We start from the raw sequence: 14998 nt of genomic DNA on the forward strand, positions 1-14998 counted from the left end.
TGCCTTACCTTTCTTATGACTTCTCCCCTGATTCCCTGGTTTCTGACCCTTCTGCTGCTGGCCGCCTGCGTGGCGCTGCTGATTCTGCTGCTGCGCTACCGGGACCGCTCCGTCCGGCTTGAAGCGGAATCCCGTTCCTGGCAGGAACGGGCGGAGGACAGAACACAGATGCTCCACCGGGCGGAAGAGGTGCTGAAGGATTCCTTCGCCGGCATCAGCGCGGAAGTCCTCCGGAATTCGGAAAAACAATTCCTGAACCTGGCGGAAACGCGGCTGCAAAGCCAGCGCCAGCAGGCCAACCATGACCTGGAATCCCGCAAACAAGCCATTGAGTCCATGCTGAAGCCGGTGAGCGAGTCACTGAAACTCGTGCAGTCCCGGCTGGGAGAGATGGAAAAGGAGCGCGTGGGCGCCTATACGGACCTGAAAACGCAAATCCGCTACATCCTTTCCGGGAATGAAGCCCTGAAGAATGAGACCGCCAGGCTTTCCCAGGCCCTGCACCACAACAGCTCGCGCGGCCAGTGGGGGGAACTCCAACTGCGCCGCGTGGTGGAGCTGGCCGGAATGGTGGAATACTGTGATTTCACGACGCAGGAGACCCGTTCCAGGGAAGAGGACCGGGTGCGCCCGGACATGGTCATCCACCTGCCGGGAGGCCGTTCCATCATCATTGACGCGAAGGCCCCCATGTCCTCCTACCTGAATGCCGGGCAGACGGACAGGCTGGAGGAGCGCAGCCAGTGGATGTCCCGCCACGCCGCGGACGTAAAGAGGCATTTGCAGCAGCTGAGCGCCAAGAATTATTTTGCCCAGTTTTCCCCGTGCCCCGAATTCGTCATCATGTTCCTGCCGGGGGAAGCTTTTTTCCAGGCGGCCCTGGAAGCGGACCCCTCCCTGATTGAATTCGGCGCGGAGAACAAGGTGATCCTTTCCACGCCCTCCACCCTGATCGCCCTGCTGAAAGCCGTCGCCTACGGCTGGAAGCAGGAGCAACTGGCAGACAATGCCAAGAAAATCTCGGAAGCGGGGGCGGACCTGTTCAATACCTGCTCCATCCTCACCGGCCATTTTTCCTCCCTGGGCAAGAGCCTGAACCAGGCAGTGACCCAGTATAACAAGACCGTTTCCTCCTTTGAGCACCGATTCATTCCCCGGGCGCAGAAGTTGAAGAATCTGGGCGTCACTTCCACCAAGGACCTGCCCGGTTCTCTGGAAGACATCACCGTGCAGGCCAAATCCGCAGACATTCCGGACATTCCGTCCTAAACGCGCAGCAGCAACACGGCAGCCATGCCCGCGTCCGGTTCCGGGCCGGGAATGCCGCCAGCCCTTGCGTCCACTGAATTACTTTGCATCCGCAGGATGCGCTGGTGTTCAAAAAAGCGTGTTCGCGACTCCCTCATTGTTTTGGATGCCGCAGGCCACGGGGCGCTCCAGGATATTCAAGGGATCGTCCTGTGGGCGGAAACGGGAAACGGCAGGCTGTCTTCATCCCGCAGCCGGGCGGACAGTTCCGTTACAGAGGCGCACACCGGCACACGGAAGGCGTCCAGCGCGGCGCGGGAACTGTAGCCCCACCCTACCAGAACAAGCCGCGTTCCGGCGTTCACGGCCGTGTTGCCGTCGTGGGCTGAATCCCCCACCATGCACACCTGCTCCGGCTCCATTCCCCAGGAACGGACGATGGACAGCAGGGAATCAGGCTCCGGCTTGCGCGGAAAGCGTTCGGAAAAGCCCATCACCTCCCGGAAGGGCACCTCTGGCAGGATATGGCGCACCAGCGGTCCCGTGACCACATGAGGCTTGTTGGACAGAACGCCCAGGGGGTGGCCTGCAGCGGCCAGTTCCAGCAGCATTTCACGGATGCCTGGGTACGGCACCGTGCCGTCCTGCCAGGTATGGGGGTATTCCCGCATGAATCCCCGGTGCACCGCTTCAAAGGCTTCCTCCGGCACTTCTCCGTTGAAACAGCCTTTCAGGGAAGCCAGGCAGAGTTCCCGCGCGCCCCTGCCCACCATTCCCCGGATGGCATTCACGGAGTGCTCCGGATACCCCAGGGACTTCAAGGCCAGGTTCAGGCCGCGGGCGATGCCGGGAATGGAGTCCACCAGCGTTCCGTCCAGGTCAAAGACAAAACCTGTTTTCATGGCCTCAGTGGCAGAAGCCCCGTTCGGAAGTTTCCACGAACTTGACGATTCTTTTCAGACAGGCATTTTCCGCGTAGTCCGAGTTCCGGAGCTCTTCCAGCGCTTCATGAACGGTCAGCTTCTTGTTGACGAAAAGCTTTTTGTAGCACATGCGTACGGCCCGCAGGTCTTCCTCGGAAAATCCGCGCCTCTGCATGCCGATGGAGTTGACGGAGCGCGTCACGGCCGGATGGCCTTCCACAATGGTGTACGGCAGCACGTCCTGGCTCACGCGGGCCATCGCGCCCACCATGGAGTGCTCCCCGATGCTGACGAATTGGTGCACGGCGCAGCATCCCGCCAGAATGGCGTAATCCCCCACCGTAACGTGGCCGGCGGCAGTGGCGAAGCCGGAGAAAATCACATGATTGCCGATCTGGCAGTCATGCCCGGCGTGGCAGGAAACCAGGAAGAGGTTGTTATTCCCTATCCGCGTCGTGCCGCCGATGTCCGTAGCCCGGTTGATGGTGGCGTTTTCACGGAAGACGTTGTTGTCCCCCACTTCCAGATAGGTCGGTTCCCCCTTGTATTTCAAATCCTGGCTTTTCAGGCCGAGGACGGAAAACGGAAAAAATTCGTTGCCGCTTCCGAAGGAGGAAGGTCCTTCAATGACCACATGGCTGTGCAGCACGCAGCCCGGGCCCAGCTTTACATGTTCTCCGACAACGCAAAAGGGACCGATTTTAACATCATCCGCGATCTCCGCAGTAGGATGCACTACTGCCGTTGGGTGTATTTCTGGCATGGCTGGGACGAGTATGAAACAAATTCAGGTGATTAAAAGGCTAAATCCCGCGCGGCCGGTCTTTTTGTCACATTTGCCCGGAGGCGCCCATGTACGCCTCCATTTCCGGCAGCCAGGGAATCAGCAGCACGTACATGACCTGGAGGCACAGGATGACAAGCACCAGCGTCATCACCACCTTGCGGAGGGTGAGTGAGTCGTTCAGCACGTCCGTGGTGCCCAGCTTCCTGTCCCAGGGAGTGAAGCCGAAGCGGCGCACCCACCACCAGGAAAAGAACAGGGCCAGCAGCATCAGGGAGGGGGCAAAGCAGCCCAGCCCCAGCACCATGACGAACAGGGAGCGCCGGAACGCCGTGGAGAAGGAAAGGCGCTTCCCCCGGTAGTCCCTGACGGAGACGCCCAGCATGGCTTTCCCCGGAGTGGTGCCCAGCGTTCCCAGAAAGGCGGTTTCAATGAGCACCATCGGGAGACAGAGGTAAAGGAGGGCTTCATAGGAACCGGGAAGAAAATCGGGGCTGAAGGCCAGGCCGAAGATCCTGAGCACGACCAGATACAGCGTCATGTGCATCATCACGTCCGCCATTCTTCCCAGAAAACGGACGTACGGGTAGGGAACTACCAGAGGCGTGCCTTCCTCCACAGCCGTTTCCTCTTCTTCCGGCAGGGAATCCGCGTCCGTGGTGCCGGCGGCGGCATCTTGCGCCGCTTCATCCTCCGGCACATCTTCCTCCACATTACGCCGTTCTTCCTCTTCCTTGCGAACGGCGAACATTTCCTTCAGCGCCGGCAGGTCATGGATGCGCACCCATTCCGCGCATCCGGCATGCCACGCCCGGGCGGTTTCCGGAATGAGGCCAGCCTCCAGCATGGAGATTACCTCCACCTCCGGCAGGGGGCCCTTTTTTTCATGATCCTGAATCCAGTAAATATCCATGGGCGGTTTCCTGTTACATGCTGCGCAGGGAGCGGGCCGGGTCCTGGCGCGCCGTGATCAGGGCCGGAATGATGGAGGCCACCACGACCATGACGAAGGCTTTCACCGCCTGCCACGCCAGCTCCGCCCAGTCAATCACCACCGGAATGTTCGCCGTGCCGTGGAAAGCCACGGGGAACGGGTCAAAGCCTATTCCCGCCAGAAAGCCCTGGATCTGCATGCGGTATTCCAGCACCAGCAGTCCCAGGCCCACGCCCAGGAGAGCTCCCACAAAGCCGATGATGACCCCCTGCCACAAGAAGACGCGCACCACCTGGAACGGCGTGGCGCCCAGGGCCTTCATCACGGCGATTTCCTTTTTCCTCTGGATGGAAACGGTAAACATCACCGCCATAATGCAGAAGGCGGAAATCAGGGAGATGAAGGACAGCACAAAGCTCATCATCATGCGCTCCTTCTGCATGAGTTCAAACCACGCGTTAAAGCGGTCATGCCAGGTTTCCAGCGTCCACGCGGAAGAGGGCTTTTCCTTTTCCAGAGCCTGCATCACGGGGGACAGCATCGTTTCCACATGGTAGGGGTCGTTCACGCGCAGGGCCACGGCCTGCACCACGTCATCCTCATAACCCAGCAATTCCTGGCCGATGACCAGCGGAATGAAGAGATCCGGGCTGGGCGTATGCTGGGAGGCCCGGTAAATGCCGATCACCTCCAGATCCTTCGGCATGACCAGCTCCCTGATCTTGCGGAAGCATTCCATGTCCGCCTCATTCCTCTGCCCCGCCTTGAAGCCGCCCAGAATGGTTTCCCATTCCTTCCGCGTGCCTTCCGGGAAGGCCACCCTGCCGTTGTCCACGGCTTCCCCGTCATTCAGCACGGCAAGCAAATCCATCAGGCTGGAGCGCTCCGCATCCCTGCGGGGGACGGACAGCAGCCCGTTGAGCAGGGTGAATACCTTGTCCACGGAGGCCTTGCCGGCCGTTTCACGCTCTCCCTCCCTTTTCAGGGACTTGCCCCACTCCTTCAAATCATTGAGTTCCCGGGCGTTCTTTTCCGCCAGCATCGGCAGTTCCGTCTGCTGGTAGGCGTGGGAAATTTCCTGGAAATTGCGGGTAGTGTACACCCGGACCACATCCCCCACGTTCAGCCCCATGTTCTCCGCCACGATGGAGGAAACCACAGCCTTTTCCCCCATGTCCAGCTCCGCATTGCCGGCCACCACCAGGTGCTTCAAATCTTCCAGCTGGGCGGCGTTTTCCGTATCGATGGCCCGGAAAAAGCAGGGCCTCTGCCGTCCCTGCACGTCTACCAGCGCGTAGTCTTCTATCAGGGCATACGTGGACTGGACTCCGGGAACGTGCTTGAGCTTCTCGCTCAATTCCATCCAGTCCGGAATCACCTCCCTCACGCCGAAGTCATTCCGGTAGCACACCTGGACGTGCGGGGAGTGCGCAAACAGGTTCCCCTGGATTTCCTTCTGGAGGCCGCCCATGACGGACAGCACGACGATAAGCACCATCACCCCCAGCGATACGCCCAGCAGGCAGATCAGGGTAATGATGGAAAAGAAAGTCCGCAGCGGGTTCAAATACCGCAGCGCCAGGCTCAGGCTGATGTACCGGCTCAATAGGTTCTTCATGAATAACGCGGCACACCTTGCCTGATAGCGGCCCCCTTTCCAAGCTTAAAACATGTTCCGGGGAAGGCCGTCCGCTACTTGGCGGCGGCGGCCTGCCATTCCGTGCACAGCCAGCGGGCCATGGAGGCGATCACCTTCTCGCAGGCGGGAGCGGAATCCTTTGAATCCATGACGAACACGGAGACCGCCATTTTCCGCCCATTGGGAAGAACGATGATGCCGACGTCATTGACGGCGGTGATCACGCCCTCCGGAGTGGTGAAGCCCGATCCGGTCTTGTGCGCCACCACATAATCCTGCGGCAACTTCCCTTTCAGGCGCGTAGTCCCCGTAGCGCAGCCGGCCATCATGTCCCAGAGAAGCCGCTGCGTGTCCTTGTTCAGTATCTTACCCTCGTCAAACGCGCGCAGCAGGGCATTCATGGCTGACGGACGGCTCGAGTTGGCGTACTGCAATTCATGATTCCGCAGCATCTCGTCTTCCGTAAACCGGACGTTGATGCCGCTGATGCCCCATTCCTTCAAATCCTTCTGCACGGTCTCCGTCCCGCCGATGAGGGCAAACAGGAGGTCGCACGTGTTGTTGTCGCTCTCCTGAACGGTCACGCGCAGCAGTTCCTTTAAAGAAAAATCACCGCCCTGCGGAAAGCGCTCCCGCAGGGGACTCCACGTGTCTTTTACCAACTGCTCCGGGCGTATATGGATGATCTGTTCCAGATTCAGGGCTCCCTGGTCCACCCGCTTGAGCACGGACAGGGCCAGCACGAATTTGAAGACGCTCTGCATGGGATAGGCAGTCTCATCACCTACCGCCACGGCCTCCCCCGTGTCCAGCATCACTGCGGCCATGCCCACACGGGCTTTCAGGGAATGAGCCAGCTTCTGCACAGCGGCGGAATCAGCCGCGGGAGACGCGGCCACCACGGGCATAACACCCAGAGAAAGAGCGCAGGAGCACACCATGCAGCCACGCAGAAAAGAACCGGTGAAAGTCATGGGCGCCATTCTATACCACGCTCGCAAAAACCGCAACAGCAATCCATGCACTTCCCCCCTTTTTTCCGTCATCCGCAAGCCGGGCAGAAGCCTTGCCACACGCCTCCCTTCCTGATAAGAAGGGAGGCATGCCACCCGTCCTTTCAGAAACCCTCGTCTGGTGCGTCACCCTGCTGCTGTTCGGCATGGGGCTGATCGGCACGCTTATTCCCATGCTCCCCGGCATCATTATCATTGCGGCAGGGTGCATCTGGCAGGGAGTGATGGGCAGCAGGCACCTGGCGTGGTGGGAATGGACCGTCCTGGCGCTGATGGTTGCGGGCGGCCTGGTCATTGACAAGCTCTCCGGAGGCATGGGGGCCAAAAAATTCGGCAGCACCGCCGCCGGCATCTGGGGAGCCATCATCGGCGCCGTGGTGGGCGGCATCCTTTTCACCCCCATCGTGGGCCTTCTGTTCATGCCGTTCCTGGGGGCGCTGCTGGCGGAACTCATCTTTGCCAGAAAAGACATCATGGCCGCCTTCAAGGCAGGCTCCGGCGCGGCGCTGGGAATGCTCACCGGGCTGCTGCTGGAATTCACCTGCGGCCTGCTCATCATCGCCTGGTTCTGCTCCTGCTACTTCCTGTTTTGACGCAAAAAACAGGCCGCGGCGCTGCCTTGCGAAAGCTTCCGGCAGAAAAAACAGACGCTTTTTCTTCCGCTGAAAAAAAACCATTTCCCTAACGTATTCCCTTAAAGACCACTCTACGTACTTATCCGGGCGAGTTGCCGCGGACTTTCATTTCCCCCATTTTTCCGGCTTATGGATGCACCTATTCTGATACCCGTCGCCATGATGGCAGGCTTCATCATTCTTGGAGTCATTCTTTCCATGGGAAAATGCTCCTTCCTCATCGCAGGCTACAATATGATGAGCAAGGAACAGAAGAAGCAGTACGATGAACGCGCGCTGTGCCGGTTCATGGGAAAGCTCATGTACTGCCTGGCCTTCGCCATGCTGCTGTGGCTCATCAGCATTATCCTCCAGAATTCCGTGCTCCTGTCCGTCTCCCTGTGCCTTCTGGTGGGCAGCATAGCGTTTGCAGTCATTTATGCCGGTACCGGAAGCCGGTTTAAAAAATAGCGGCTTTTTACATCAACCTCCTCTTTTACGGGACACCCATCCTCTCTCATGACTGTCTCTACAACCTTGAAATATTTCTTCCTCCCCTGCCTTCTTGCGGCGGCCGTCCCTCTCCGGGCCGCTCCCGCCCCCATGCAGGCCACTTCCACCGAACCTGCACGGATCTGGACGGATGGCTACGGCACGGGCAACGGAAGGCTGGGCATTCTTTCTTTTGGCGTTTTTCCGAAGGAAATCGTCGTTTTCAATGAAGGAAGCATCTTCGCGAAGAAGAATTTCCAGATGAAGGAAGGCGCCGCGGAGGCCCTGGACAAGGCGCGCGAACTTTGCAAGGAAGGAAAATACCGGAGCGCGGACCAGGTGTTCCGGAAGGATATCCTTCCCCCCGGCAGCATCGCGGGGGATTACCAGCAGGGAGGTCTCCTCCAGGTGGAATTCCAGGGGCTTCCCGCCGCTGCCTCCTACCGGCGCACGCTGGACATGCAGCGGGGCAAGGCTTCCACCCGCGTTCAATTCGGCACGGGAGAATTGTCCACGGAAATCCTGGCGGCTCCGTCCAGCGATTGCGCCGCTTACCGCATCACCTGCACCCTTCCGGCCGGGTGCCACGTTGCGCTGGACTTGCAGCATCCGGACCCGTCCGCCCGGATTGACGCACGGCCCGATGGCTGGGTCCTGACGGGACAGGGAAGCAACGGGGGCACCCGGTTTGAAAACAGGGTGGTCATCCTGGCTCCCGGCGCCGCCATATCCCGCAAGGGGAAAACGGTCGTTCTGGATTCCGCGCGGGAAGTGCTGGTGCTTTCCTCCACCTCCACGGATTACAATATCCGGAAGCCGGAAGAGCCCCTGACCCATTCCCTGGCAGACAAGAACAGGCAAATTCTGGCGAAGGCACAGAAAAAAGGCTGGAAAAAACTGGCGGCGGAAACGGAAGATTATTTTTCACGTCTCATGATGCGCTGCCAGGTGGACCTGGGGGATTCCCCTCCCGAGGTTTCCGCCATGACCACCCCTGAGCGGCTGGAACGGGTCAAACAAGGGGAAAAGGATCCGGACCTTCTGGAACAGCTTTTCCAGTTCGGCCGCTTTTGCACGATTGTCCACACCAGGCCGGGGCAGCTTCCCTGCGGCTTGCAGGGATTGTGGAATCCGGAGCTGCGGGCGGCGTGGATGGGCTGCTATTTCCTAAACATCAACAGCCAGATGAACCAGTGGCCCTCCTATGCCACCGGCCTGGGGGAATTCCAGCAGCCCTATCTTGAATTCGTCCGCAGCCTGCGCCCTCATGGAGAGGAATTTGCGCGCTTCATCAAACGGGACGGATTCTGCTTCGGCCATTACACGGACTGCTGGAAACGCACCTATTTTTCAGGAAATAACCCGGAATGGGGGGCCAGCCTCATGAACGGGGCGTGGGCGTGCGCCCACCTGGTGGACAGCTACCGCTTCACCGGAGACAGGGAAGACCTGAAGAAGTCCCTGCCCATTCTGGAATCCAACGCGCGTTTCATCATGTCCTGGTTTGAGGAGGACGATCAGGGGCATTACCTTTCCGGCCCCGGCGTCTCCCCGGAAACCGGATTTTACGCGCCGGACGGCACAGGCCCCAACGTGCTTTCCTACGTTTCCAACGGGACTTCTCATGACCAGCTTCTGGGCAGGGAGTCCCTCCGCAATTACATTTACGCCTGCGGAGAGCTGGGCATACGGACGCCTACTCTGGTTAAAGCCGTTCAATTCCTCAAAAAGATTCCCCAGCCTGCCATTGGCTCCGACGGGAGGGTGCTGGAATGGAGGCAGCCTTTTGAAGAAATGCAGAAGGGCCATCGCCATATCAGCCATCTTTACGGCTTGTTTCCCGGCACGGAATGGGACGTGCTCAATACGCCTGAATATGCCGCCGCCGTGCGCAAGTCCGCCGATTTCCGGCGCAAGTACGCGGACAAGGGGAACAACGGCATCAGGACCGGCTGGAGCACCGCATGGCTCATCAACCTTTATGCCGCCCTTGGCGACGGAAACACCGCGGAGGACAGGATGTACGCCATGCTGAGGCATTACATCAATTCCAACCTTTTCGACCTGCATCCCCCGTTCCAGATCGACGGCAACTTCGGCTTTGCCTCCGGCGTGGCCCAGTGCCTGATTCAGAGCCAGATCACGCAGGACGGCTTCCAGGTTATCCTGCTGGCTCCGGCCCTGGCGGACGATTGGAAGAAGGGTTCCGCCACGGGGCTGCGCACCCGGGGAGGGCTGAAGGTGGACCTGTCCTGGCAAAACGGCAGGGTGCAGGCCACAGCCACCGCCACCCGTCCCGGCAGGTTCCGGTTCATGCACCAGGGCAGGAAAAAGGATCTGGCCATGAAAAAGGGGGAAACGGCGCGGCTTGATTTTCCGCCGCTTCCCCACTAGCATTCCTTCCTCTCCCCACCCTCCAACTCCCCCATGAATGTCTCATCCAGAACTCTCAAGTACGGGCTGCTCACCGCGGCGGCCTGCGTCGCCCTCGGCTCCTGCTCCAAGCTTTTTTCCCCCTGCGGAAGCGGAGAAATTCCGGACACGGACCAGACGGAAACACTCCTGAAAGCACACGTGTTCCATCTGGCGGATTCCATCGGGGAACGCAACGTCTACAAACCCGGCACCATGGAGCGATCCGCCCGCTACATTGAAAAAACCCTGGCGGACATGGGCTATGCCGTCACGCGCCAGGCCGTGAACATTCCGCCCTCCGGGGAATTCGGCGCCGTGAAGGACAGGACGGCGTACAACCTCATCGCCACCAAAAAGGGAACATCCCTCCGCCCCAGAATGCTCATCGTGGGCGCGCATTACGATACCAAGGTAGGCATGGACAACTGGCACGACCACGGTCCCGCCAGACCCGCCCGTACCGGAACGCCGGGCGCCAATGACAACGCTTCCGGCGTGGCCGCCCTGCTGGAAACGGCGCGCGCCCTGACGGCCACTCCCACCCTGCACGACGTGTGCCTGGTGGCTTATGCCAATGAAGAGCCGCCCTTTTACCAGACGCCCTCCATGGGCAGCGTGGTGCACGCCAAATCCGTCGCCCGCCATCCGGGCAAGGACAGAATCATCGGCATGATTGCCCTGGAAACGCTGGGCTGCTATTCCCCGCGGGTGAACAAAAAACGCCAGTCAGCCGTGGTTGCCGGATTGGCCGGGCTGCCGGACCGCTGCGACTACGTGGCCTTCATGTCCACCAACACGGGCCGCAAGCTGGCCCGCTCCTGCGCGGAGGAATTTGCCGCTTTGAGCCGCTTTCCGGTCCGTTCCGCCGTGTTCCCGTATTACACCCGCGGCGTTTCCTGGTCCGACGACTGGGGATACATGAAGGAGGGCATTCCCTCCTTTGCCGCCACGGACACGGCCTTCCTCCGCTGCGACGACTACCATGAAACCAGCGACACGGCTGAAAAGCTGGATTATCCCCAGTTTGCGGAAGTGGTGCAGGGCCTTTCCCAACTCGTCATTTCCCTCGCCAATAAACCATGAGCATGAAGCTTGCCTTCCTCCTTCCCGCCCTTTTCCTGGCCTTCCCTCACGGCCACGCCGGAGCCGCGCCGTTTGAACCGTCCGTGCTGGAGGCCCTCCAGCCGCCCGCGGAACACGGAGCCTTTCATTCCGGGTGGATTGCCCTGGGGCTCAAGGCGGCGGACCTGGAGGAAAAACAAGTATCCCCCGGACATATTACGGACGTGGGGGAAGCGCAGATTCAGCTCTACTTTCCCGCCGGATGGAAGCCGCAGGACAGGCGCGCGGCCCTGTGCATTTTTCCGGGCGGGGGCTATGCCATCCAGGCCATTGAAAAGGAAGGCGGCCATATCGCCCGCTGGGCGGCGGAGCACGGCATGGTGGGCGTCGTCGTGAAGTACCGCGTTTCCGGGAGCAATGATGCCGTCGGCAGGTTTCCCGGCCCTCTGCTGGACGCCCGGCAGGCTCTGCGCGTAACGCGCCGGCATGCCTCCGCGCTGGGGGTTGACCCGCACCGCATCGGCGTCATGGGCTTTTCCGCAGGCGGCCATCTGGCTGCCATGGCTTCCACGCTCTGGAACCGCCCCCTGCCGGAAGAAGCGGAAAACCCGCTGAAAAGCGTTTCCGTCCGGCCGGATTTCTCCCTGCTCATCTACCCCGTCATCACCATGGACCCCAAAACCACCCACGGGGGCACCCGCAGCAGGATTCTGGGGCCTGCCCCCGGCGCAGATCTGGCGGAGCTGTGTTCCGCGGAACGGCAGGTGACGCCGCAGACGCCGCCCGTGTTCCTCGTCCACGCGCTGGACGACGGCGTAGCCAGCGCCAACAGCAGGCTGATGGAACAGGCCTGCCGGGAAAAGGGCGTTCCCTCCAGCCTGCATTTTTATCCCTCCGGAGGGCATGGGTACGGCATGGAGAAGCGCGGCCAGCCCACGGACAAATGGCCGGAGGCCGCGGAACAATGGCTCGCGGAACGGGGAATTCTCCCCTCCCCGGCTCCTGCCTGCGGGGATGCGCCTTCCGGTACGGGCGCCCCCCCGGAACACGGCGGGAATGAATGCGCTAGGCCCTGATTTGTGCCGCACCGCAGGGTTGACCGGAAACGGGCCCGGTGCTACCTTTTTCGGGCATGAGTGCGCCCGAAAAGAATTATAAAGACACCATCCTGTTGCCGGAGACCGGCTTCCCCATGAGAGGGGACCTGACGAAAAACGAACCAGTACGCCTGAAAAAGTGGGAAGACACCGGGCTGTACGAACGAATTTTGTCCCGCAGGATAGAACAGGGCGCACCCCGTTTCCTCCTTCACGACGGACCTCCCTTTGCCAACGGAGACGTGCACATGGGCACCGCCCTGAACAAGATTCTCAAGGACCTCGTCCTGAAGTCCAAGACCATGGCCGGCTACGCCGCCCCCTACGTTCCGGGCTGGGACTGCCACGGCCTCCCCATCGAATTCAAGGTGGTGCAGAAGGCCCGTGACCTGGACGCGGCTGAAATCCGCCGCCGCTGCGCGGAATTTGCCGAAGGCTTCATTGACATCCAACGGACTTCCTTCCGCCGCCTGGGCGTTTTCGGTGACTGGGAGCATCCCTACCTGACCATGAAGCCGGCGTATGAAGCCAACATCCTGCGCGTGTTCGCCAAGCTGGTGGAAGACGGCGCGGTCTACCAGAGCCGCAAGCCCGTCCAGTGGTCCTACGGGGCCTATACCGCGCTGGCGGAAGCGGAAATCGACTACAAGGAGAAGATCAGCTCCTCCGTGTTCGTGCGCTTCCCTCTGCTGGACAATCCCCTGGACCTGAAGGCCTCCATGGTGATCTGGACCACTACCCCGTGGACATTGCCTGCCAACGTGGGCATCGCCCTGCATCCGCGCTTCACGTATGTGGCCGGCAAGTTCATGAAGGACGGCCAGACGGAAACCCTCATCATCCTGAAAGACCTGCTGGACGCCTTCGCGCAGAAGACGGGCTGGGCCCTGGCGGAAACCATCCGCGAGTTCAAGGGCGCCGAGCTGGAAAACTGCGAGGCCCGGCACCCCTTCCTTCCCCGCACGTCAAAAATCATCCTGGCGGACTTCGTGACCACGGACACCGGCACCGGCGCCGTGCACATCGCTCCCGGCCACGGGGCGGACGACTACAACGTAGGCCGCCTATACGGACTGCCCGTCCTTTCCCCCGTGGACGACGACGGCAAGTACACGGAAGAAGTGGGCGTTCCCTCCCTGGTGGGCAAGCACGTCTTTGACGCCAACAAGGACATCATCTCCATGCTGGAGAAGGACGACAACCTTTTCGGCGTGGAGGAATACCGCCACCAGTACCCGCACTGCTGGCGTTCCAAGACGCCCATCATCTTCCGCGCCGTGGAGCAGTTCTTCATCTCCATGGACAGGCTGCGACCGCAGGCCCTGGAAGAAATAGACAAGGTGCAGTGGCTGCCCGCCTGGGGCCGCAACCGCATTTACGGCACCGTGGAGGCGCGCCCGGACTGGTGCATCTCCCGCCAGCGCACCTGGGGCGTGCCCCTGCCCGTCTTCTTTGACGAAGACGGAAAGGCCGTTCTGGACGCCGCCCTGGTCCGCAAAATCGCGGATATGGTGGAGGCCCACGGCTCCAACATCTGGTTTGAGCTTTCCGATGAAGACCTGTGCGAACGCCTCGGCCTGCCGAAGACCTGGAAGAAGGGCAAGGATACGCTGGACGTCTGGATCGATTCCGGCTGTTCCCACATGGCCGTCATGGACGCCCGCCCCGGGCTGGACGCCCCGGCGGACCTGTACCTGGAAGCCACGGACCAGCACCGCGGCTGGTTCCAGAGTTCCCTGATGCTTTCCGTCGCCTGGCGCGGCAAGGCCCCGTACAAGGCCGTGATGACCCACGGCTTCGTGGTGGACAAGGACACCGGGAAAAAGACCTCCAAGTCCGACGCCAAGAGCGGCAAGCCCATTGACGCCGCCTACTACTACGACAAGTACGGCGCGGACATCGTGCGCCTGTGGGCCGCCTCCGTGGACTGGCAGAATGAAGTCCCCTTCGGGGAAGACCTCTTCAAGCAGGTCACGGAGCCCTACCGACGGCTGCGCAACACCCTGCGCATCCTGCTGGGCAACATCAGCGGGTTTGACTTCGCCACGCAGGCGGTCGCCCCGGAACACATGCCCATCCTGGACCGCTGGATTCTGGAACGCCTGAACGCCGTCATCAAGGAAACGCTAAAAGCCTATGAAGCCTATGACTTCCGCAAGGCGTTCAGCGTCATCAACCAGTTCTGCACCAGCGACCTTTCCGCCCTGTACGTGGACACCACGAAGGACCGCCTGTACTGCGACGACGTCACCTCCGTGCGCCGCCGCGCCACCCAGACGGCCATGACCATCGTCTTCAAGGCCCTGTGCCGCCTGCTGGCCCCTATCCTGGTCTTCACGGCGGATGAAGCCTGGGAATACGCCGGGTATGAAGGCAGCGTGCACGAGCAGGACTTCCCCGCGCCGATGCCGGAGTACGACACCCAGGAGGCCTCCTCCGCCATCTCCCGCCTCCAGGAAATCAAGTCCGTCATCCAGGTAGCCATTGAAGAGCAGGTGAAGTCCAAGGCGTTCTCCAAGAACAATGAGGCCTCCATCACCCTCACCGTTCCCTCGAATGAAAGCGAGGACGTGGTGGCGCTGCTGGAAGACCGCGCCTTTGCCACGGAATTCTTCATCATTGCAGACCTGGACGTGAAGAGCGGTCCGGAGCTGGCAGCCACCGCCGCCAAAACGGAACACGCCATGTGCCCGCGCTGCCGCCGGTATGAACCCGCGGCGGACGGCAGCGACGTGTGCGAACGCTGCTCGGAAGTCCTTTCCTGAACTGAAACCATT

General features: G+C 60.9%; 12 protein-coding genes. 7 read left to right on the forward strand and 5 right to left on the reverse strand.

Annotation, left to right across the window (positions count from 1 at the left end; all coding sequences use genetic code 11):
• The first annotated feature begins 15 nt into the window (after nt 1–15).
• Nucleotides 16–1269 carry a DNA recombination protein RmuC gene (locus P8A25_RS10465; protein ID WP_102721024.1) on the forward strand — a complete coding sequence of 418 codons (1254 nt, stop codon included), beginning with the start codon at nt 16–18 and terminating at the stop codon, nt 1267–1269.
• A 176-nt stretch (nt 1270–1445) separates the two neighbouring features.
• Here the strand turns inward: P8A25_RS10465 and P8A25_RS10470 are convergent, their stop codons facing one another.
• The 5 genes from P8A25_RS10470 to bla form a co-directional block, all read right to left on the reverse strand.
• Nucleotides 1446–2150: an HAD-IA family hydrolase gene (locus tag P8A25_RS10470; RefSeq protein ID WP_215443831.1), complete on the reverse strand. Its 705-nt coding sequence runs from the start codon at nt 2148–2150 to the stop codon at nt 1446–1448.
• Nucleotides 2151–2154: 4 nt separating this feature from the next.
• Nucleotides 2155–2934 (reverse strand): acyl-ACP--UDP-N-acetylglucosamine O-acyltransferase, encoded by a 780-nt coding sequence (lpxA, locus tag P8A25_RS10475; RefSeq protein WP_102727233.1) that lies wholly within the window; start codon nt 2932–2934, stop codon nt 2155–2157.
• A gap of 67 nt (nt 2935–3001) precedes the next feature.
• Complete coding sequence (locus P8A25_RS10480) at nt 3002–3868, reverse strand: RDD family protein (protein ID WP_215443829.1); 867 nt, start codon at nt 3866–3868, stop codon at nt 3002–3004.
• A 13-nt stretch (nt 3869–3881) separates the two neighbouring features.
• The gene (locus P8A25_RS10485; protein ID WP_102721028.1) at nt 3882–5507 is read right to left on the reverse strand and encodes an ABC transporter permease; all 1626 of its coding nucleotides are present in this window, start codon (nt 5505–5507) and stop codon (nt 3882–3884) included.
• A 74-nt stretch (nt 5508–5581) separates the two neighbouring features.
• Complete coding sequence (gene bla, locus P8A25_RS10490; protein WP_180975269.1) at nt 5582–6502, reverse strand: class A beta-lactamase; 921 nt, start codon at nt 6500–6502, stop codon at nt 5582–5584.
• A 128-nt stretch (nt 6503–6630) separates the two neighbouring features.
• On the opposite strand from bla, the gene P8A25_RS10495 reads away from it, so the two are divergent.
• The 6 genes from P8A25_RS10495 to ileS all read left to right on the forward strand — a co-directional run bounded on the left by P8A25_RS10495 (nt 6631) and on the right by ileS (nt 14986).
• On the forward strand, nt 6631–7134 hold the full coding sequence (locus P8A25_RS10495) for a DUF456 domain-containing protein (protein ID WP_022395939.1): 504 nt from the start codon (nt 6631–6633) through the stop codon (nt 7132–7134).
• Between the two features lie 171 nt (nt 7135–7305).
• A complete protein-coding gene (locus P8A25_RS10500) occupies nt 7306–7626 on the forward strand; it encodes a DUF3784 domain-containing protein (protein ID WP_022395940.1) in 321 nt (106 codons plus the stop codon).
• Between the two features lie 48 nt (nt 7627–7674).
• Nucleotides 7675–10041, forward strand: a complete 2367-nt coding sequence (locus tag P8A25_RS10505; RefSeq protein ID WP_215443827.1) for a glycosyl hydrolase family 95 catalytic domain-containing protein — start codon at nt 7675–7677, stop codon at nt 10039–10041.
• A 33-nt stretch (nt 10042–10074) separates the two neighbouring features.
• On the forward strand, nt 10075–11145 hold the full coding sequence (locus tag P8A25_RS10510; RefSeq protein WP_102721032.1) for a M20/M25/M40 family metallo-hydrolase: 1071 nt from the start codon (nt 10075–10077) through the stop codon (nt 11143–11145).
• Nucleotides 11142–12200 carry an alpha/beta hydrolase gene (locus tag P8A25_RS10515; protein ID WP_215443825.1) on the forward strand — a complete coding sequence of 353 codons (1059 nt, stop codon included), beginning with the start codon at nt 11142–11144 and terminating at the stop codon, nt 12198–12200. Before P8A25_RS10510 ends, P8A25_RS10515 begins: the two co-directional genes overlap by 4 nt.
• A gap of 56 nt (nt 12201–12256) precedes the next feature.
• Nucleotides 12257–14986 carry an isoleucine--tRNA ligase gene (gene ileS / locus P8A25_RS10520; protein WP_215443823.1) on the forward strand — a complete coding sequence of 910 codons (2730 nt, stop codon included), beginning with the start codon at nt 12257–12259 and terminating at the stop codon, nt 14984–14986.
• Nucleotides 14987–14998 lie beyond the last annotated feature (12 nt).

The organism is Akkermansia sp. BCRC 18949 (assembly GCF_045011645.1).
Lineage (GTDB): Bacteria > Verrucomicrobiota > Verrucomicrobiia > Verrucomicrobiales > Akkermansiaceae > Akkermansia > Akkermansia massiliensis.

Coding starts and splice junctions, on each gene's coding strand:
- P8A25_RS10465 (WP_102721024.1), top strand. CDS start 16: ATGACTTCTCCCCTGATTCCCTGGTTTCTGACCCTTCTGCTGCTGGCC.
- P8A25_RS10470 (WP_215443831.1), bottom strand. CDS start 2,150: ATGAAAACAGGTTTTGTCTTTGACCTGGACGGAACGCTGGTGGACTCC.
- lpxA (WP_102727233.1), bottom strand. CDS start 2,934: ATGCCAGAAATACACCCAACGGCAGTAGTGCATCCTACTGCGGAGATC.
- P8A25_RS10480 (WP_215443829.1), bottom strand. CDS start 3,868: ATGGATATTTACTGGATTCAGGATCATGAAAAAAAGGGCCCCCTGCCG.
- P8A25_RS10485 (WP_102721028.1), bottom strand. CDS start 5,507: ATGAAGAACCTATTGAGCCGGTACATCAGCCTGAGCCTGGCGCTGCGG.
- bla (WP_180975269.1), bottom strand. CDS start 6,502: ATGACTTTCACCGGTTCTTTTCTGCGTGGCTGCATGGTGTGCTCCTGC.
- P8A25_RS10495 (WP_022395939.1), top strand. CDS start 6,631: ATGCCACCCGTCCTTTCAGAAACCCTCGTCTGGTGCGTCACCCTGCTG.
- P8A25_RS10500 (WP_022395940.1), top strand. CDS start 7,306: ATGGATGCACCTATTCTGATACCCGTCGCCATGATGGCAGGCTTCATC.
- P8A25_RS10505 (WP_215443827.1), top strand. CDS start 7,675: ATGACTGTCTCTACAACCTTGAAATATTTCTTCCTCCCCTGCCTTCTT.
- P8A25_RS10510 (WP_102721032.1), top strand. CDS start 10,075: ATGAATGTCTCATCCAGAACTCTCAAGTACGGGCTGCTCACCGCGGCG.
- P8A25_RS10515 (WP_215443825.1), top strand. CDS start 11,142: ATGAGCATGAAGCTTGCCTTCCTCCTTCCCGCCCTTTTCCTGGCCTTC.
- ileS (WP_215443823.1), top strand. CDS start 12,257: ATGAGTGCGCCCGAAAAGAATTATAAAGACACCATCCTGTTGCCGGAG.